The organism is Acidovorax sp., from assembly GCF_046339755.1.
GTDB lineage: Bacteria > Pseudomonadota > Gammaproteobacteria > Burkholderiales > Burkholderiaceae_C > Acidovorax.
In genome coordinates, this window is the sequence record NZ_JBKDTZ010000138.1 from 1 (window position 1) to 18243 (window position 18243).

General features: G+C 68.7%; 18 protein-coding genes. 12 read left to right on the forward strand and 6 right to left on the reverse strand.

The genetic code is table 11. The annotated features are described in order from the left end of the window. From ACK59X_RS11310 to ACK59X_RS11345, 8 genes are all read left to right on the forward strand, one after another. Positions 1-581 (forward strand): DJ-1/PfpI family protein (locus ACK59X_RS11310; RefSeq protein ID WP_409957413.1); only part of this gene is annotated, 581 nt, incomplete at its 5' end. 112 nt (positions 582-693) lie between these two features. Continuing rightward, positions 694-1671, forward strand: coding sequence for a tripartite tricarboxylate transporter substrate-binding protein (locus ACK59X_RS11315; protein ID WP_409957414.1), 978 nt, complete (start codon positions 694-696; stop codon positions 1669-1671). Next, positions 1668-2453: a creatininase family protein gene (locus tag ACK59X_RS11320; RefSeq protein ID WP_409957415.1), complete on the forward strand. Its 786-nt coding sequence runs from the start codon at positions 1668-1670 to the stop codon at positions 2451-2453. The genes ACK59X_RS11315 and ACK59X_RS11320 overlap by 4 nt, the downstream gene beginning before the upstream one ends. A gap of 263 nt (positions 2454-2716) precedes the next feature. Continuing rightward, positions 2717-3385: a GntR family transcriptional regulator gene (locus ACK59X_RS11325; protein WP_409957416.1), complete on the forward strand. Its 669-nt coding sequence runs from the start codon at positions 2717-2719 to the stop codon at positions 3383-3385. Between the two features lie 2 nt (positions 3386-3387). Then, positions 3388-4878: a malonyl-CoA decarboxylase gene (locus tag ACK59X_RS11330; protein ID WP_409957430.1), complete on the forward strand. Its 1491-nt coding sequence runs from the start codon at positions 3388-3390 to the stop codon at positions 4876-4878. Positions 4879-5100: 222 nt separating this feature from the next. Beyond that, positions 5101-6096, forward strand: coding sequence for a Bug family tripartite tricarboxylate transporter substrate binding protein (locus ACK59X_RS11335; RefSeq protein ID WP_409957417.1), 996 nt, complete (start codon positions 5101-5103; stop codon positions 6094-6096). A gap of 21 nt (positions 6097-6117) precedes the next feature. Next, positions 6118-6927, forward strand: coding sequence for an enoyl-CoA hydratase/isomerase family protein (locus ACK59X_RS11340; protein ID WP_409957418.1), 810 nt, complete (start codon positions 6118-6120; stop codon positions 6925-6927). Positions 6928-6971: 44 nt separating this feature from the next. After that, positions 6972-8534 carry a malonate--CoA ligase gene (locus tag ACK59X_RS11345; protein ID WP_409957419.1) on the forward strand — a complete coding sequence of 521 codons (1563 nt, stop codon included), beginning with the start codon at positions 6972-6974 and terminating at the stop codon, positions 8532-8534. Between the two features lie 229 nt (positions 8535-8763). Here the strand turns inward: ACK59X_RS11345 and ACK59X_RS11350 are convergent, their stop codons facing one another. Continuing rightward, positions 8764-9672: a LysR family transcriptional regulator gene (locus ACK59X_RS11350; RefSeq protein WP_409957420.1), complete on the reverse strand. Its 909-nt coding sequence runs from the start codon at positions 9670-9672 to the stop codon at positions 8764-8766. Between the two features lie 100 nt (positions 9673-9772). Between ACK59X_RS11350 and ACK59X_RS11355 the strand changes: the two genes are divergently transcribed. Continuing rightward, entirely contained in the window at positions 9773-10825 is a 1053-nt protein-coding gene (locus ACK59X_RS11355) for a Kelch repeat-containing protein (protein ID WP_409957421.1), read from the forward strand. A gap of 11 nt (positions 10826-10836) precedes the next feature. On the opposite strand, the gene ACK59X_RS11360 is transcribed toward ACK59X_RS11355, so the two are convergent. The 4 genes from ACK59X_RS11360 to ACK59X_RS11375 form a co-directional block, all read right to left on the reverse strand. Next, positions 10837-11193, reverse strand: a complete 357-nt coding sequence (locus ACK59X_RS11360; protein WP_409957422.1) for a DUF1801 domain-containing protein — start codon at positions 11191-11193, stop codon at positions 10837-10839. 64 nt (positions 11194-11257) lie between these two features. Continuing rightward, positions 11258-12085: a hypothetical protein gene (locus ACK59X_RS11365; RefSeq protein WP_409957423.1), complete on the reverse strand. Its 828-nt coding sequence runs from the start codon at positions 12083-12085 to the stop codon at positions 11258-11260. A gap of 1 nt (position 12086) precedes the next feature. Beyond that, on the reverse strand, positions 12087-12476 hold the full coding sequence (locus tag ACK59X_RS11370) for a hypothetical protein (RefSeq protein ID WP_409957424.1): 390 nt from the start codon (positions 12474-12476) through the stop codon (positions 12087-12089). A gap of 463 nt (positions 12477-12939) precedes the next feature. After that, the gene (locus ACK59X_RS11375) at positions 12940-13839 is read right to left on the reverse strand and encodes an AraC family transcriptional regulator (RefSeq protein WP_409957425.1); all 900 of its coding nucleotides are present in this window, start codon (positions 13837-13839) and stop codon (positions 12940-12942) included. Positions 13840-13951: 112 nt separating this feature from the next. Here ACK59X_RS11375 and ACK59X_RS11380 point away from each other — a divergent pair, with 112 nt between their 5' ends. Continuing rightward, positions 13952-14704: an SDR family oxidoreductase gene (locus ACK59X_RS11380; protein ID WP_409957426.1), complete on the forward strand. Its 753-nt coding sequence runs from the start codon at positions 13952-13954 to the stop codon at positions 14702-14704. 143 nt (positions 14705-14847) lie between these two features. Next, on the forward strand, positions 14848-15552 hold the full coding sequence (locus tag ACK59X_RS11385) for an SDR family oxidoreductase (protein WP_409957427.1): 705 nt from the start codon (positions 14848-14850) through the stop codon (positions 15550-15552). Between the two features lie 7 nt (positions 15553-15559). Here ACK59X_RS11385 and ACK59X_RS11390 read toward each other — a convergent pair whose 3' ends face one another. Then, positions 15560-17038: an MFS transporter gene (locus ACK59X_RS11390; RefSeq protein ID WP_409957428.1), complete on the reverse strand. Its 1479-nt coding sequence runs from the start codon at positions 17036-17038 to the stop codon at positions 15560-15562. A 67-nt stretch (positions 17039-17105) separates the two neighbouring features. Here ACK59X_RS11390 and ACK59X_RS11395 point away from each other — a divergent pair, with 67 nt between their 5' ends. Next, positions 17106-18050, forward strand: coding sequence for a LysR family transcriptional regulator (locus tag ACK59X_RS11395; RefSeq protein ID WP_409957429.1), 945 nt, complete (start codon positions 17106-17108; stop codon positions 18048-18050). Positions 18051-18243 lie beyond the last annotated feature (193 nt).

Below are 18243 nucleotides of genomic sequence, written 5' to 3' on the forward strand. Positions count from 1 at the left end.
TGGTCACCGACATCGGCTTTCGCGAGCTGCCCAGCCTGCGCATGGCCGATGCGCCCGCGCTGGACCTGCTGTTCATCGGCGGCGGGCCGGGCGTCAATGCGCTGATGGAGGACGACGAAACCCTGTCCTTCTTCGCCGAGCGGGCGCCGCGGGCCCGCTACGTCACCTCGGTGTGCACGGGGGCCCTGGTGCTGGGGGCGGCGGGCCTGCTGCGCGGCTACCGCGCGGCCACGCACTGGGCGGCCATGGAGGTGCTGCGGCACTTCGAGGCCATCCCCGTGGACCAGCGCGTGGTGGTGGACCGCAACCGCATCACCGGTGGCGGGGTGACGGCGGGCATCGACTTCGGCCTCACGGTGGCGGCCGAACTGCAGGGCGCCGGGCTGGCCCAGGCAATGCAGTTGGGCATGGAGTACGCGCCAGAGCCGCCGTTCAGCACCGGCTCGCCCGCCACGGCACCAGTGGACCTGGTGGCGCGTGTGCGCGAGCGCCTGTCCGCATCGACCGCCGCGCGCATGGCGGCAGCTGAACGCGTGGCCCGGCGCAATGGCTGGACGGCCACGCCACCTGTGGCACGCTGAACGGCAAAGTACCCTGCCGGAATCCGGCCTGCGTTGCCGCATCGTGCCATCGCAGGCTGGCGGGCTGCCTAAGCTCCCGTCCATGGTTGTCCATGCTGTCAAGGAGCTTTTTATGCCAGTGTTTCGTCGGGTGGTGGGATGGTTGCGCACGGCCATTGCGGTCTGTGCCATGGTGGGGGCCGGGGCTGCGCTGGCCCAGGAATACAAGGGGCCGATCACCCTGGTGGTGGGGTACCCGGCCGGGGGCACGGCCGACATCGGCGCGCGCATCCTGGCCGAGAAGCTGCCCGCGCTGCTGGGCCAGCCGGTCATCGTGGAAAACCGGGCCGGCGCGGGCGGGCAGATCGCGGCGCGCTATATCAAGAGCGCGCCGGCCAACGGCTCGGTGCTGTTCTTCACCAACGGCCACACGGTGGTGACGGTGCCCCAGATCCTCAAGGCGCCGGGCTTCGACACCCGGACCGACCTGCGCCCCGTGAGCCCGTTCGCCGGCTTCGAGCTGGCCCTGGCCGTGCATCCCCAGGCCCAGGCGCGCAGCATGAAGGAGCTCTTGGCCTACCTGGCGCGCACGCCGGGGGCGCGCAACGTGGCGGTGCCGGCACCCGGCAGCGCGCCGGAATTCGTCGTCAACCGCCTGGCCCAGCTGGCCAAGGCCGACATCCAGGCCGTGGCCTATAAGGGCACGGCGCCTGCCGTGCAGGACCTGCTGGGTGGCCAAGTGCCCGCCGCCGTGCTGCCGGTGGGCGATGTGCTGCAGCACACCCAGGCCGGCCGGCTGGCCGTGGTGGCCGTCACCCAGTCCACGCCGCTGCTGCCCGGGGTGCCCTCGTTTGCCGACCTGGGCTACGCGGAACTGGGGGCCTCGGACTTCCTGGCCGTGTATGCCCCCGCGGGCATGGCCGATGCGCAGGTGGAGCGGATCAACGCGGCCGTCCAGCGCGTACTGGCCATGCCCGGGGTGGCCGAGCGCCTATTGTCGTATGCGCTGCAGCCGCAGAAGGGATCGGCCGCCGACCTGGCCCGGCGCTACGAGGCCTCGCGCGCCACCATCGCGCAGCTCATCAAGGCCGTGGCCTACCAGCCGCAATGAGCGCGCTGCACAACCCGGTGCCTGCGCCGACGCAGTGGGCCCAACTGCGCACCGAGGCGTTCGACCGCGAGCGCGCCGCCTCCACCGTGGTCATCGTGCCCATCGGCTCCACGGAGCAGCACGGCCCCCATCTGCCGGTGGAGGTGGACAGCCTGCTCGTGACCGCGGTGGCAGAGCGCGCCGCCGCGCTGGCGGCGGCCGAGGTGCCCACGCTGGTGCTGCCCACGCTGTGGGTGTCGCTGGCCGAGCACCACATGGACCATGCTGGCAGCCTGACGCTGGATTTCGACACCCTGCTGGCCTTCCTGCGCTGCATCGTGCGCTCGCTGCAGCGCCAGGGCTACCGGCGCATCCTGCTGCTCAACGGCCATGGCGGCAACATTGCCGCCTTGAACCTGGTCGTGGACCTGCTGACCCGCGAACTGGCGGTGCCCGTGGCCACCGCCACCTACTGGGTGGTGGCCGCAGAGGCCTTTGCCAGCATCCTGGAAGGCCAGCCCAACCTGCTGCATGCGTGCGAGGCGGAGACCTCCATGGTGATGCACCTGCGCCCGGACCTGGTGGACACCGCCGCCGCGCGCAGCGTGCAGGCGCCCGCCACCGGATTCACCCTGACGGGCGGCATCTACCGCTGGCGCGGCATGCTGCATTGGTCGTGCAGCGGTGTCGTGGGGGCGCCGCAGCTCGCCACGCCGGAAAAAGGCGCACGCTTGCTGGCCGCTGCGGCCAGCGTATTGGCAGAGCAGCTGGTTGGTGGTTTGGTCTGGGCAGAGGCGGATTGATGCCCATCAGTCGCGCGGCCTGCCAGTCTCGCCCTGGCCCTCCATGGAGCCCCTTGGCTGTTGCGCTGCCGCCTCATTCCTGCCCATTTTCCCCTGCCTTACCAAAAATCACGTATTCCCCCTTGTCATTTTCCATAATTATGAGAAATTACACCCATGCGAGAGCAAAGCCTGCGTTTGCCATCATTTGAAGGCACGTTGGCGGCAAAAGCTGGTTTCCCTGGGTAGGGGCTGGCGGCTGATCGCCCGGAGTTCACCTGCACATGCGCCTGGTATCCAATTCCCTGCACGACGAAGTCGCCTCGCGGCTGCGGGAGGAGATCTTTGCCGGAACGCTGGCGCCAGGCAGCTTCCTGGACGAGGTGGCGCTGTGCGAGCGGCTGGAGATTTCGCGCACGCCGCTGCGCGAGGCGCTCAAGGTGCTGGTGGCCGAAGGGCTGCTGCGCCACGAGCCGCGCCGCGGCTGCTTCGTGGCCGAGGTCACAGCCAAGGACCTGGACGAGATCTTTCCCGTGATCGCGCTGCTCGAAGGCCGTGCCGCGCACGAGGCCACCAGCCGCGCCAGTGCGGCCGACGTGGCGGCGCTGGAGGTGCTGCACCAGCGCCTGCAGGCGCATGCCGCGGCCGGCCGCATCCCCGAATACTACGCCGCCAACCACGCCATCCACGAGGCCTTCATCACCCTGGCCGACAACCGCTGGCTGGCCCAGGTGATCGGCGACCTGCGCAAGATCCTGCGCCTGGCGCGCCTGCAGCAGCTGCATGCGCCCGGCCGCCTGCAGCAGAGCCTGGCCGAGCACCTGGCGGTGTTTGCCGCCCTGAAGGCCCAGGACTGCGATGCCGCCGAGGAAGCCATGCGCACCCATCTGCTGCGCCAGCGCGAGGCCCTGCGCGACGTGGCCCGAACACAGCAATCGAGGTTGACACGATGAACATGAACACCGCCCCCGAATGGATTGCCCGCAGTGTGTCGCGCCTGCGTTCCACGGCCCCTGTGGCCGACAAGCCTGCCGGCGACGCCAAGCCCGCGCGCGCTGCGGCCGACAAAACCAACGTGACCGACGTCGTGGCCAAGGTGGCCGCGCCGCGCTCCACCAACGAGCGCCTGGCCGCCACGCTGCGCCGCGGGCAGGAGGCCTTGTCGCCGCGCGCCCTGCGCCGGCTGCTGGCGGACCTGCAGGAGGTGGTGGCGCCGCAGGTGAGCGAGATTGAAGGCGGGCGCCGTGCCCAGGGCGTGGCCGATTGGTATGCCACGGCCGAGCCCGAGGAGCGTCGCGACATGTGGCTGCTGCTGTGCGAGCAGTTCGCACCCGACGCCACGCGCTTCAAGTCGGCGCGCCAGCGCTATGAGGCGGCTGCCGGCACGGCCGAGGAGGGCCAGGCCGAGATCAGCCTGCGCCGCGCCCTGGTGTCGCCGCGCACGCGGCTGCTGCAGCGCTTTGCGGTGTTCCCCGAAGGCATGCGCTTTCTGGTGGACATGCGCGCCGAGCTGCTGCCCCTGCTCAAGAGCGACAAGCGGCTGCTCGCGCTCGATGCCGAGCTGGAGCATCTGTTCACCACCTGGTTCGACGTGGCTTTCCTGGAGCTGCGCCGCCTGTCGTGGGACTCGCCGGCTTCGCTGATCGAAAAACTCATCAAGTACGAGGCGGTGCACGACATCCGCAGCTGGGCCGATGTGAAGAACCGGCTCGACAGCGACCGCCGCTGCTATGGCTTCTTCCACCCGCGCCTGCCCAACGAGCCGCTGATCTTCGTGGAGGTGGCGCTGGTGGACCATATCTCGGCCAGCATCACTCCGCTGCTCGACGAGGCGGCCGCGCCGGCCGACCTGGCGCGCGCCACCACGGCGATCTTCTATTCCATCAGCAACACGCAGAACGGGCTGCGCGGCGTGAGCTTTGGCGATTCGCTGATCAAGCATGTGGTCGAGACGCTGAACGCGGAATTCCCGCGCCTGCGCACCTTTGCCACGCTCTCGCCCATTCCCGGTTTTCGCAGCTGGCTGGGCAAGCACGCCGCTGCCATGCTGGAAAAGCTGGACGACAAGCGCCGCGCCGAGCTGGGCCGCGCCGGCGGCTTCGAGCCGCCACAGGCCGCGCACCTGCTCACCGCGCTGGAAAAGCCCCTGGACCTGGAGCCCCGCTCGCCCGTGCGGCAGATGCTGCTCGAATGCGCGGCGCACTACCTGGCGCGCGAGTTGGCCGAGGGCAAGCCCGTGGACCCGGTGGCCCGCTTCCACCTGGGCAACGGCGCGCGCGTGGAGCGGCTGAACTGGGGCGGCGATCCCTCCACCAAGGGCCTCAAGCAGTCGTACGGTCTGATGGTCAACTACCTGTATGACTTGAAGCGCATCGACAAGCACCGCGGCCTGTTGGCGCAAGGCAAGATACCCGCGTCGGGGGACATCGAAAGCCTTTGCCGCTGAGCACGGTCGGAGTCGGCCCGCATGGCCGGTTCGGGTTGAATTTTTCTGGAAGGATGTGGGAGTTGCGGGCGTGTCGGATGCCTGTGCGCGGCAAGGGATAACCCCTGTCGCGGATATGCACGCAGACACAATCCGTGCAGTGAGCCGGCGCTACGATGCGCCTCTTGTTTGTGTTGGTAAGTGGTTTCATTTCATTTCTATTTTTATAAGACAGGAGACAAGATGAAAGACAACGACCTGCAGCGCCGCGACGTGCTGCGCGGTGCCGCCGCTGCGGCAGCCGCTCTGGCCTGTGGCAGCAGCTGGGCCCAGGCCTCCGCATGGCCGAGCAAGCCGGTGACCCTGGTGGTGCCGTTCCCGGCAGGCGGGGGCACCGATGCCTTTGCCCGCCCCATGTCGGCACAGTTCTCCAAGACCACGGGCAAGACCCTCGTCATCGACAACCGGGGCGGTGCCGGCGGTACCGTGGGCGCCAGCTTCGCGGCCAAGGGCGCGCCCGATGGCTACACCCTGTTCATGGGTGCGGTGCACCACGCCATCGCCCCATCGATGTACCCCAAGCTCGACTCCGACATCGAGAAGGACTTCATCCCCCTGGCCCTGATGGCCAACGTAACGCAGGTGGTGGTGGTCAACCCCACGGCCGTGCCGGTGGCCAACTTCCAGCAGTTCCTCGATTTCGTCAAGCGCAACCCCGCCAAGCTCAACTACGGTTCGGCCGGCGCCGGCACCTCGCACCACTTGGCGGGCGAGCTGTTCAAGCAGCAGACCAGTACCTTCATCACCCACATCCCCTACCGCGGCGCAGGCCCGGCCCTGCAGGACCTGATCGCGGGCAACGTGGACATGATGTTCGACGGCCTGGGCTCGTCGGCCGCACACATCAAGGGTGGCCGCATCAAGGCGCTGATGGTCTCGGGCAGCAAGCGCAACCCGGCCTTCCCCGATGTGCCCTGCGCCGCCGAAGTGGGCCTGCCCGACTACACCGTGACCACCTGGTACGGCCTGTGGGCGCCCAAGGGCACGCCGGCCGACATCCATGCGCGCATCGTCGAGGAGGTCAAGCGCATCGGCACGGCCGACGAGATCAAGACCATCTGGGCCAGCAACGGTGCCGAGTACGGCACGCTGACGCAGCAGCAGTTCGGCGCCATGGTGAGCAGCGAGGTCAAGCGCTGGGCCGCCGTGGTCAAGGCGTCCGGCGCCAAGCTCGACTGACGGCGAATGTAGAAAGGCGACATGCAGGCAGCATCAGTACCCGCAAGGGCCGAGGTGGTCGTGGCGCGCGCCCCCGGGGCGGCCGGCGAAGCCGGCGTGGTGCAGGTCACGCTGCGCCACACGGGCCGGCTCAATGCCATGTCGCGTGCCATGTGGCAGCAGCTGCGCGCGGTGTTCAAGGACATCCAGCGCAGCCACGACGCGCGCTGCGTGCTGATCGAGGGCGATGGCACGGCTTTCTGCGCCGGCGGCGATATCTCGGAGTACCCGGCCTTCCGCTTCGATGCGGCGGCGCTGCGTGAATTCCACGAGGGCGATGTCTGGGGCGGGCTGTCGGCGATGCTCGACTGCGACGTGCCCATCGTGGCACACATCGCTGGCGCCTGCATGGGCGCGGGCGTGGAGATCGCCAGCTGCTGCGATGTGCGTGTGGCCCATGCGGGGGCACGCTTCGGTGCGCCCATCGCGCGCCTGGGATTTCCCATGGCGCCGCGCGAGGCACAGCTCGTGGCCGGTGCCGTGGGCGAGGTCACCGCACGCCAGATGCTGCTGGAGGCCGCAACCTTCAGCGCGGATGAGATGTTCACGCGCGGCTTTCTGAGCCGCGTGGTGGCCGGCAGCGCCGAGGAAGCCCGTGCCGAAGCACTGGCCAGAGCCTGCCGCATCGCCGCACTGGCACCCGGCGCGGCGCGCCTGAACAAGCAGACGCTGCGCGCGCTCAAGAGCGTGTTGCCTGCAGAGAACGCTCCCGACCCCTATGCCTACGCGGACAGCGCCGAGCACCGCGAGGGCATCACCGCCTTCCTCCAAAAACGCCCCCCGGCGTTTTGAATGAACCGCCGCTTTGCTTTGTTGCACACACGGATGACCGCACCATGAGTTCCACCTCTCAGCAAAATCTGTTCAGCGCCCTGCGCGCTGCCTTCCCCGCCGATCTGGCCAGCACGGCCGTGGAGACATCCACCGCCGATGGCCGGCCGCTGCTCTATTCATGGAGCGACCTGGACCGCGCCAGCGCGCGCATGGCCAACCTGCTGACCTCGCTCAAGCTGCCCGAGGGCAGCCGCGTGGCCGTGCAGGTCGAGAAATCGGTCGAAGCGCTGTTGCTGTACCTGGCCACCCTGCGCGCGGGCTATGTGTTCCTGCCGCTCAACACGGCCTACCAGAGCGCCGAGATCGAGTACTTCATCGGCAATGCCGAGCCCGCCGTGGTGGTCTGTACGCCCGGCAACTTCGGCTGGGTGAGCAAGATTGCCTTCACCCAGGGCACGCAGCATGTCTTCACCCTGGGCGACGACCGCACGGGCAGCCTGCTCGAACGCGCCGCGCACCATGGCGACGAGCACACGCCCGTGCAGCGCAAGGCCGACGATCTGGCCGCCATCCTCTACACCAGTGGCACCACGGGCCGCAGCAAGGGCGCCATGCTCACGCACGGCAACCTGCTGTCGAACGCCGAGGTGCTCAAGGACTACTGGGGCTGGAAGACTGGCGATGTGCTCATCCACGCACTGCCCATCTTCCACGTGCACGGCCTGTTCGTGGCCATCCACGGCGCGCTGATCAACGGCAGCAAGATGATCTGGTTCAGCAAGTTCGACCCCAAGGCCGTGCTCGCCGCCATGCCGCGCGCCACGGTCTTCATGGGCGTGCCCACGCTCTATGTGCGCCTGCTGGGCGAGGCCGGCCTGACCAAGGAGACAGCGAAGAACATGCGCCTGTTCGTCGCGGGCTCCGCGCCCCTGTTGATCGAGACCTTCAACGAATGGCAGCAGCGCACGGGCCACACCATCCTGGAGCGCTACGGCATGAGCGAAACCATCATGCTCACCTCCAACCCCTATGCGGCCGACCAGCGCCACGCCGGCCAGACCGAGCGGCGCGGCGCCACCGTGGGCTTCCCGCTGCCGGGCGTGGGCCTGCGCGTGGTGGACGATGCGAACAAGCCGCTGCCCGTGGGCGAGATCGGCAACATCCAGGTGCGGGGCCCCAATGTGTTCAAGGGCTACTGGCGCATGCCCGAGAAGACGGCCGAGGAGTTCACCCAGGACGGCTGGTTCAAGACCGGCGACGTGGGCAAGGTGGACGAGCGCGACTACGTGAGCATCGTGGGCCGCAGCAAGGACCTGATCATAAGCGGCGGCTACAACGTCTATCCGGCCGAGATCGAGGGCTACATCAACGACATGCCCGGCGTGGCCGAAAGCGCCCTGGTGGGCGTGCCCCACCCGGACTTCGGCGAGGTGGGCGTGGCCGTGGTCATCGCCAAGCCCGGCGCCAAGCTTGACGGCGAGGCCATCGTGGCATCGCTCAAGTCGCAGCTGGCCAACTTCAAGATCCCCAAGCGCTGCTTCGTGGCCGACGAGCTGCCGCGCAACACCATGGGCAAGGTGCAGAAGAACCTGCTGCGCGATCAGCACAAGGGGCTGTTCGCCTAAGAAGGTGTGAAAGAGCCCGCCATGCCCGCTCATCCCGCCAAAACACGCGCGCTCGTCGTTGCAAATGCTCGCCATAGCCCGAGCTATGGCTGTGCTTTGCGCCTAGATCGGACGCGTTGTGGCGGCCGGCTCGGACACGCCGGGCCCATTCACACCTTCTGAGCGCTTAGGGCGATGTTGCTTGGCACGATGATCGAGAGAGGCCCTCCTTTGTGGATGGAGCGTTCGATCATGGTGTCACCAGCTCCACGGGGTGCTGCCGCGCAAAGTCGATGAAGCTGCGCAGCGGCACGGGCACGTAGCGCTGCTGCGGGTAGTACAGGTAGGGCACGCCCAGGCCGGGTGCCCAGTCGGCCAGCACGCGCTCCAGCCGGCCGGAGGCCTCGTCGGCCAGCACATAGCTTTCGTGCACATAGGCCAGGCCCGCGCCGTGCAGCGCGGCGTTCAGGGCGATGTGCGCATCGTTCACCGTGAGCGGGCCGCGCGGCACCACGCTGGCGCTTTCGCCATCGCGCGCGAAGTGCCAGGTGAACAGCGTGCCGCCCGGAAAGCGCCGCCGTATGCAGCGGTGGGTGGCCAGGTCGCGCGGCGTGGCGGGCCGCCCATGGGCGGCGAAGTACGCCGGCGAGCCCACCACCGCATAGCGCTGCGGCGGGCCGATGGGTACGGCCACCGCGTCCTGCGCCAGGTCGCTGGCAAAGCGCACGCCGGCATCGAAGCCACCCTTGACGATGTCGGTCATGGCTGCATCGGCACTGATATCCACCCCGATGTCCGGATACGCCTGCTGGAAGCGCGCCACCAGCGGCGCCAGCACGAAGTGCGCAATGGGGCCGGGTGCATTCAGGCGCAGCGTGCCGAAGGGCATGTCGCGGTAGCGGTTGAGCCGATCCACCGCGTCGGCGATCTGCGCCAGGGCCGGTTCCAAATGGGCGAACAGCTCCTTGCCCGCATCGCTGGGTGCCACGCTGCGCGTGGTGCGCTTGAGCAGCACCACGCCCAGTTGCGCCTCCAGCCGGCGCAGGTTCTGGCTCAGCAGCGAGGGCGTTACGCCCCGCTCCAGCGCCGCACGGCGAAAGCTGCCGTGCCGGGCCACGGCGGCGAAGACGTCGAGGTCAGCCAGGGGAATGCGGTCCATTGCGTAGCCCGGGTTCATTGTTTGTGAATGATTATGGGGCTATCGCTTGACGGTGGGCACTTTTACAGTCGCGCCAACGATTCAACGAGGAGCCCTGAGCATGCCGATTTTTGCCCGATTGCCACTGCGCGCCGCCCATGCCGCAGTCCTTGCCGGCCTGCTGGCGCTGCCATCCCTGGGATGGACCCAGGGCACACCCTCAGCCACCTGGACCACCGCAGCCCCGGCCGGCGTGGCGCGCCAGGAGCTGTACCCCGAGGTGCTGAACGGCAAGATCTACGTGGCGGGTGGCCTGCTCAGCCCCAACACCGGCTACTCGGCCCATTTCGAAGCGTACGACCCGGCCACCGACGCATGGACGCGCCTGGCCACGCTGCCGCAGGCGCGCCACCACATGACGCTTACGGCCCTCGGCGGCCAGCTCTATGGTGTGGGCGGCTTCACAGGCGGGTTCCCGGTCTGGCAGGCGCAGCCCACCATGTTCATCTACGACCCCGCGCGCAACGCCTGGCGCGCGGGCACCGACCTGGCCACGCCGCGTGCCGAGGGCATTGCCGCCGCGGTGGATGGCAAGCTTTTCCTCATCGGTGGACGCGTGCGGGCCACGCCCACGGCCAGCCACTTCGATGACCATGTGGACAGCACGCTCAACGAGGCGTTCGACCCCGTGCGCGCCCAGTGGTCGGCGCGCGCACCTGCGCCCACGGCGCGCAACAGTGCGGCCTTCGGCGTCATCGGCGGCAAGGTCTATGTGGTCGGCGGGCGCCAGTACGGCAAGAACCCCGATGGCACGGCGCGCCAGGTGAACGTGCCCACGCTGGAGGTCTACGACCCCGCCACCGACACCTGGGCCACGCGCGCCCCCATGCCCCAGGCCCAGGGCGGCCTGGCCGCCACGGTGGCCGATGGCAGGCTCTACGTCTTCGGTGGCGAGCAGTGGGTGCCCGAGCAGAAGGTGTTCGCCGACAGCTGGGTGTATGACCCCGCCACCGACCGCTGGTCTGCCCTGCCGCCGCTGCCCACGCCACGCCATGGCCTGGGTACGGCCACCCTCGGCAACCGCATCCATGTGTTCGGCGGCGGCCTGCGCACGGGCGGCAATGCGGCCACGGCCGTGCACGAGGTGCTGGTGGTGAACGCCGGCAAGCCCTGAAGTTCAATGGCTCATGCCGCGGCCTGGAATGCGTGCTTCAGGTACTCGGCCACATGCTTTGCCGCCAAGTCCTGCACCGTGGCCAGCTTGATGTGGCGGCGCCCTTTGCCTGCGCCCTCCAGCACCCCATGCGGGTCGGGCAGCGCGGCGCCTTCGCTGAACTCCAGCGAGATGTGCTTGGTGTACGAGAAGATGCCGCAGAAGGGCCTCGCGGCACTGAACAGGATGCCGCCGTACTTCACTTCCTCGGTCACGGATGCACCGAGTGCCAGCACCGCTTCACGCAGGGTCTGGACCAGGGTGTAGCGGTCTGCATCGTGGGCGCGAATGTCTTCGAGCAACTGGGCAACGCGGGCGGTGGTGGGCATGGTGTCGGCGAAGGCAGTGGTGGATGGTGTCGCACATCCTGCCACGGCCTGCTGCCTGGTTGTGTCAGCAGGCGCCCCGGGCCCAGCCGGTCAGCGTCTGCTGCAGCACCAGGACCAGCATCGACAGCGCCGCCAGTGCAATGCCCTCCAGGTTCAGGCGCAGCACGAAGCCGGGCCTGTGCATGCGGGTCGATACCGTGTGCAGCAGGCGGCCCCAGCCCAGGAAGGGCACGATGAACAGCCCCAGGTAGGCCATGGCCTTCCAGCCCTGCAGCTGGTAGCCCACGTCGGTTGCCTTGTCGCAATGGGTGATTGCGCCAGTGTTCGCCCATTCGCTGTAAAAGCCGATCACCAGTGCGGCCAGCAGAAAGGCCAGGGGCACGGTGAGCGCCATCCAGAGCAGCACCCACTGGCCGTCGTGCGGGTTCCATGAGGCCTCGTCCTTTTCGGCCTCCGTCAGGCTGCCCGGGGGACGCGGTGGATGGCCCTTGCGGCCCCGGTTGCGTACCAGGCCATCGGCCGCATCGGCCGCCATGTCCAGCCAGCGCGGCCAGTCGCGCACGCGGGGGCTGTGGCCAAAGCTTGCCAGGTACAGGCAGCGCTCGTCCACGCTGAACTGGCGGTGCGGGGCGATGTGGCTTGCGGGCAGGTACCAGTCCGCCGATGGTTCCGGCAACCGCAGGACGAACACGGTGGTGGTGTCGATCTTCGATGAACTGTCGCTGAACATGCCCACCGGGCTGTGCTGCAGCTCGATGGCCATCCATTCGTAGCCGCGGTGGCTGCTGCGCACGATCCACAGCGGCCGCGGGTCGTCCAGCTTCACGCGGTCCCACAGCGGGTTGTCGAACGATGCGAGCAGGCCTGGTGGCGGGGATTCCTTGGCGGCCATGTCAGAGCTCCTCCAGATCGTTGGCGTCCTGTTCCTCACGCCGGGTCTGTACGAAAGCGATGGCACCGACACCGATGGTGAACGCCAGGTTCCAGGGTGTAGGCACGCCAAAAACGGCCAGCCCCAATCCGACCAGACCTAGCGTGATGGCAGCGCGCGCTGCGCCCGGGGTGTGCTTGAACACCACCACGAGGATGGAGCCTGCGATGACCACGGCGATCGGCCAGCCCAGGATGCTGAGCAGCATGAGGATGAACGTCTCCTGCCCCGTCGCCTTGCTTGCGATGCGGCTCCAGCCCCAGTGGACCCATTGCGACCCCACGACGTAGGCAAGAGTGGTCCAGAGGTAGGAAAGCGGGGCAGAGCGGTCCGGGTGAATCATGTGGGGCATTTGCGGGCGGCAGTCGTTGGCGGGTGTCGTCGGGGCTGGTCAGCGTGCTGCACGGTGGCAGCAAGCGGGAGCATCGGTGATTTTCTGCGCACATGCGGGGTTTTCATGCGCGCGGGTCGTGGGCCGCTACCTGGAGTAGCGTGCAGCGATACGACGCGGCTTTGCGCCGAGAGGCGGCGAAGGCGGCGTCCACACAGCCACTGTGCGGGCGCTGGAAACGGTGCCATGTCACTAGTTCTGGGGACAGACAGGATCGTCGGGGCCCCACAGCATGCCTGCATTGCCATGAATGCATTCCAGATCCTGAGGCGCATGCTGCCCCGCCTGCAACGACACCTCCTGGCGCTTTCAGGCGACGCGAGGCGGTTCTTGCTGCTCCTGCTGCTGTGGGCGCTGGCCATGGCGGCTTCGACGCTCGCCAGGCCCGTGGGCGCACTGCAGGACAGCGCAGCGCCGCACAGCCTCAGCCCGCCCGCGCATACCGTCCTGGCGCCTGCCCCACATGCCGGCTGAACGCGGTGCTGAACGTGCTGGCCGAACCATAGCCCACGCGCTCGGCCACCTCGGCAATCGCCAGGCCCTGATCGCGCAGCAGGCCCTTGGCCAGCGCCATGCGCCAGGCCAGCAGGTACTCCATGGGCGGCATGCCCACGGCGCGGGCAAAGCGTTCGTAGAAGGCCGAGCGCGAGAGCGCCGCCGTGTGCGCCAGTTGCGCCATGGTCCAGGGGCGTGAGGGGCTGGCATGCATGTGGCGCATGGCTTCGCCGATGCGCGCATCGGCCAGGCCGCGCAGGAGGCCAGGGGGCGCGTCCTCGCCCGATGAGGTCGAGCGCAGGGACTCGATCAGCAGCAGCTCCACCAGGCGCGACAGCACCAAGTCGCGGCCCGGGCGGTCCGCCGCCGATTCTTGGCTGACCAATTGCACCAGCGCCTGCAGGTGCTCGACGCCGCGCACATGCATCAGGGCCGGCAGCAGCGAAACCAGCAGGGCCGCATCGGGCGAGCCGAACACGAAGTAGCCACCCAGCAGGCGCACGTCGGGCGGGCCGTCCTGCTCGCCATGGCGCACCTCGGTGGTGGGTGCGGGCGCCGTCTGCGGGTCGATGTAGCGGGGTGCTGCTGGTTCAGCCCCGGACATGGTGAAACCCGGCGTGGCCGGCAGCAGCACGAAGTCACCGGCCGCCAGGGCGATGGCGTCCTGTCCGTCCACCGCCAGCTGGCAGCGGCCCTCCAGCACCACGCAGAAACTCGGGTGCCCGAAATCGGCATAGCGCACGGCCCAGCGGCCGGCGCCGTTGATGCCCTTGGAGAACACGGTGCGCGGTTGCAGGAGGGCAATGACTTCGGCGAGGGGATCGTTCATGGCTGGACGATTGCAAACAAAAACAGGATTTTTGATTGTGGATGGTCCGGCCATTGATCCCTATCGTTGAGGCCTTGTCAACCCCACTCTTCGTTTCTTCAAGGAAATCACCATGACCACCAAGACTGTTCTCATCACCGGCTGCTCTTCGGGCTACGGCCTGGAAACCGCGCGCCACTTCCATGCCCAGGGCTGGAACGTGATCGCCACCATGCGCAGCCCGCGCGCCGACCTGCTGCCCACAGGCGGGCGCATGCGCGTGCTGCCGCTCGATGTGACCCGCGCCGAGAGCATTGCCGCCGTGCTGGCCGAGGCCGGGCCCATCGATGTGCTGGTGAACAACGCCGGCATCGGCCTGCTCGGCGCCTTCGAGGCCACGCCCATGGCGACCACGCGCGAGCTGTTCGAGACCAACACCTTCGGCGTGATGGCCATGGCGCAGGCCGTGCTGCCGCAGATGCGTGCGCGCCGTGCGGGCACCCTCATCAACGTCACCTCCAGCGCCACGCTGGCGCCCATGCCGCTGGTGGCGGTGTACACCGCGAGCAAGATGGCCATCGAGGGCTTCACGGCCTCGCTGGCCCACGAGCTGGATGCCTTCAACGTGCGTGTGAAGCTGGTGCAGCCGGGCTATGCGCCGTCCACCCGCTTCACGGCCAATGGCAGCGAGCGCATGCAGGGCCTGATTCCCGAGGCCTATGCGCCTTATGCCCAGAGTGTGTTCGCATCCTTCGCGCAGATCGGTGCCGTGACCACCGAGGCGGACGTGGCCGAGGCCGTGTGGGGCGCCGCCACGCAGCCGGGAGCGCAACTGCGCTTTCCCGCCGGGGCGGATGCCGTGGCGCTGGCGCAGGCTTGCCACTGAGCGCAGCTTGTGCATGCCGCGAAGGCGGGGCGCAAACGGGTCTTTCACGGTGTAGGCAATCTGCAGGCAAATGCCCAGGCGGCTACACCCTGCGGCGTACCACGGGTGCTATTCTTTGATCCAAGATTCTCAGGAGCATCCGTATGACAGAAGAAAAAGTCGCCCTCATCACCGCCGGCGGCAGCGGCATGGGCGCGGCCGCCGCGCGCAAGCTGGCGGCCGATGGCTACCGCGTGGGCATCCTGTCCTCGTCGGGCAAGGGCGAGGCACTGGCTGCCGAACTGGGCGGCCTGGGCGTGACCGGCTCCAACCAGTCGGTGGACGACCTCGCCCGGCTGGTGGACCAGGCCGTGGCCCGCTGGGGCCGGGTGGACGTGCTGGTCAACAGCGCCGGCCATGGCCCGCGCGCACCGGTGCTGGACCTCACGGACGAGCAATGGCACACCGGCATGGACGTGTACCTGCTCAACGTGGTCCGCCCCACGCGCCTGGTCGTGCCGCACATGCAGAAGCAGGGCGGGGGCAGCATCATCAACATCTCCACCGCCTGGGCCTTCGAGCCGAGCGCGATGTTCCCGACCTCGGCCGTGTTCCGCGCCGGGCTGGCGGCCTTCACCAAGCTGTTCACCGACAGCTACGCCAAGGACAACATCCGCATGAACAATGTGCTGCCGGGCTGGATCGACAGCCTGCCCGAGACCGAGGCGCGGCGCGAGACCGTGCCCCTGGGGCGCTATGGCAAGAGCAGCGAGATCGCGGCGACCATCGCCTTCCTGGCGTCGGAGGGCGGGGCTTACATCGCCGGCCAGAACCTGCGCGTCGATGGCGGCCTGATGCGCTCCGTCTGACCCCCGGTCAGGTTGCCGCTGCGCGGGCTCCTGCGGCGGCACCGGTGGCCGCCTGCCCGGGCTGTTCCATCACCATCGGCGCATCCGGCAGCCAGCGGCATGCCGCCACGCCCAGCAGGCCCACCGCCGCAGCGCAGCCCCACACTGCCTGCAGCGCATGCGGGCCGGCCTCGGCGACGGCAGCCGGGTGACCAGCCACCAGCGTGTGCATCACCTCGGCAAACAGCGTGGTCAGCAGGGCCACGCCCACCGCGCCGCCCAGGCTGCGCAGCATCACCGGCACCGCCGTGGCAATGCCCATAAGCTGTGGGGGCGATGCGCGCTGCGACACCATGGTGATGATGGGAAACAGCACGCCAATGCCCAGGCCCAGCGGCAGCAGGCAGGCCGACAGCACCAGCGGCTGGGTGGGCGCCCACTGCATGCCTGCGGCCAGTGCAGCAAAGCCCAGTACCACGAAGGCGCTTGCCAGCATGCCCATGTTGCGGGCCGGAACACGGGCCCGCAGCAGGCGCCCGCTGGCAATGGCGGCAGCCGTCACCCCGGCCATCAGCGGCAGCAGGTGCCAGGCGGCCGTGGTGGGGGCCAGGTGCAAGGCCGTCTGCAGGTAGGCCGGCATGAAGACCACGGCCGCATACAGTGCCACCCCGGTGACCAAGCCGACCACGGAGGCTGCCGCATACACCGGCCGGCCGAACAGCGACAACGGCACCAGAGGATGCGCGGCCCGGCGCTGGCGCAGCACAAAGGCGGCGGTGCACAGCACGCACACGGTGCCCAGCACGGCGGCCGACAGCCAGCCGGGCAGTTGCAGGCGCTCGTGCTGCGTCATGAGCAGAGCGCTGCACAGCGCGCCGGTGAGCAGCATCGCGCCCAGGTGGTCGATGGGCGTGCGCGACCCGGCGGCCTGGTGCGGCAGGGTCCTGGCGAGTACGGCGAATGCCAGCAATGCCAGGGGCACGTTCAGGCCAAAGGCCCAGTGCCACGACAGGTGCTCGGTGAGCCAGCCGCCCGTGAGCGGCCCGAACATGGTGGCCACGCCGTACACCGCGCCCAGCAGCGACTGGTAACGCCCGCGCTCCTGCAGCGTGAACAGGGAGGCCACGGTCAGCATGGTCAGCGTCATCAATCCCCCGCCACCCGCCCCTTGCAGCGCGCGCGCCAGCACCAGCTGCAGCATGCTCTGGCTGAGCGCGCAGGCCAGCGAGCCAGCGAGGAACAGGCCGATGGACAGCAGCAGCATGGGCTTGCGACCGTACACATCGGCCAGGCTGCCGTACAGCGCAATCACCACTGTGGCCGCGAGCAGGTAGGCCGAGAAGGTCCAGGCCGGCGGCAGCGCGCCTGGCAGGTCGCGTGCGATGGAGGGAAGGGCGGTGGACAGAATGGTCTGGTCCAGCGCGGCCAGCACCAGCATGAGCATCAGCGCGGCCATGGTGAGCGCGATGCTGCGGCGTGTGGGGGATGGTGTCGTCGAGGTCGTCATGGCCGGCAGTGTCCAGGCTGGCAATGGTTCTGTACAGTGCAATGATCTGAACATGCAGTTGCACCGTATGAAAACCTACGACCTCAACTTGCTGGTCGCGCTCGATGCCTTGCTGGCCACCGGCAGCGTGACGGCCGCGGCCGAGCGCGTGCACCTGTCTACCCCCGCCATGAGCCATGCGCTGGCCCGCATCCGCGAGGTGTTCGGTGACGCCATCCTGGTGCGCGCGGGCCGCCAGCTGGTGCCCACGCCGCGCGCCCTGGCGCTGGCCGAGCCGGTGCGCCAGCTGCTCGCCCAGGCCCGGGCGCTGCAGTCGCCGGGTGAGGGGCCGGGCGGCCTGGCGCAGGTGCGCCGGCATTTCGTGGTGCGCGCGCCAGAGGGCATGGCGGTGGTCTACGGCGCTGCGCTGTCGCAGGCGCTTGCGCAGGAGATGCCGTTGGCCAGCCTGCAGTTCCTGGCCGAGAGCCACAGCGACCCCGCGGCCTTGCGCGAGGGCCGGGTGGACCTGGACGTGGGCGTGTTCCGCAGCCGCGATCCCGAGGTGGAGTGGCAGGAGTTGTCGCAGCAGCCACTGGTGGGTGCTGCGCGGGCCGGCCATCCCTTGCTCGCCAAGCCCCTGACCCCGGCGCGCCTGTCTGCCGTTCGCCACGTGGGCGTGACCTTGCGGCCTGGGGAGCCGAGCACGCTGGACGATGCGCTGGCTGCTTTGGGGTTGGAGCGCATGGTGGCCTTGCGTGTGCCCAGTGCGTTTGCGGCCTTGATCGCTGCGGCGCGCTCGGACCTGGTGGCCTGTGTGCCGGAGCGGGTGGCGCGGGGGATGTCGGCCTCGCTCAGGCTGGAGGTGTTTGCCTTGCCGCTGGCCTTGCAGAGCGAAACGACGCGGATGGCTTGGCATCCGAGGTACAGCGCGGATGCGGCGCATCGGTGGTTGAGGGAGTGTTTGTTGAAGGTGTTGGAGGATCCGTTGATCAAGGGGCCGGATGTGAAGCCGCCTCGTCGGCGGCGGTCGTAAGTTTCTTTGTTTCGTTGGTTGTGGTTGCTGCATGCCCTTGCTGCGGGCGGGAGCCGGGATGTGCGCCCGGCGGCGCAGTAACTTTCTCTTGGGCCGCTGTATAGACCGGGGACATAGGAAACAGGTGTGCGAAGACATAGGAAACACTTCTGCTTTGCGTTCGCAAGGGAGAAGCCCCATGGCCTGGCAACCG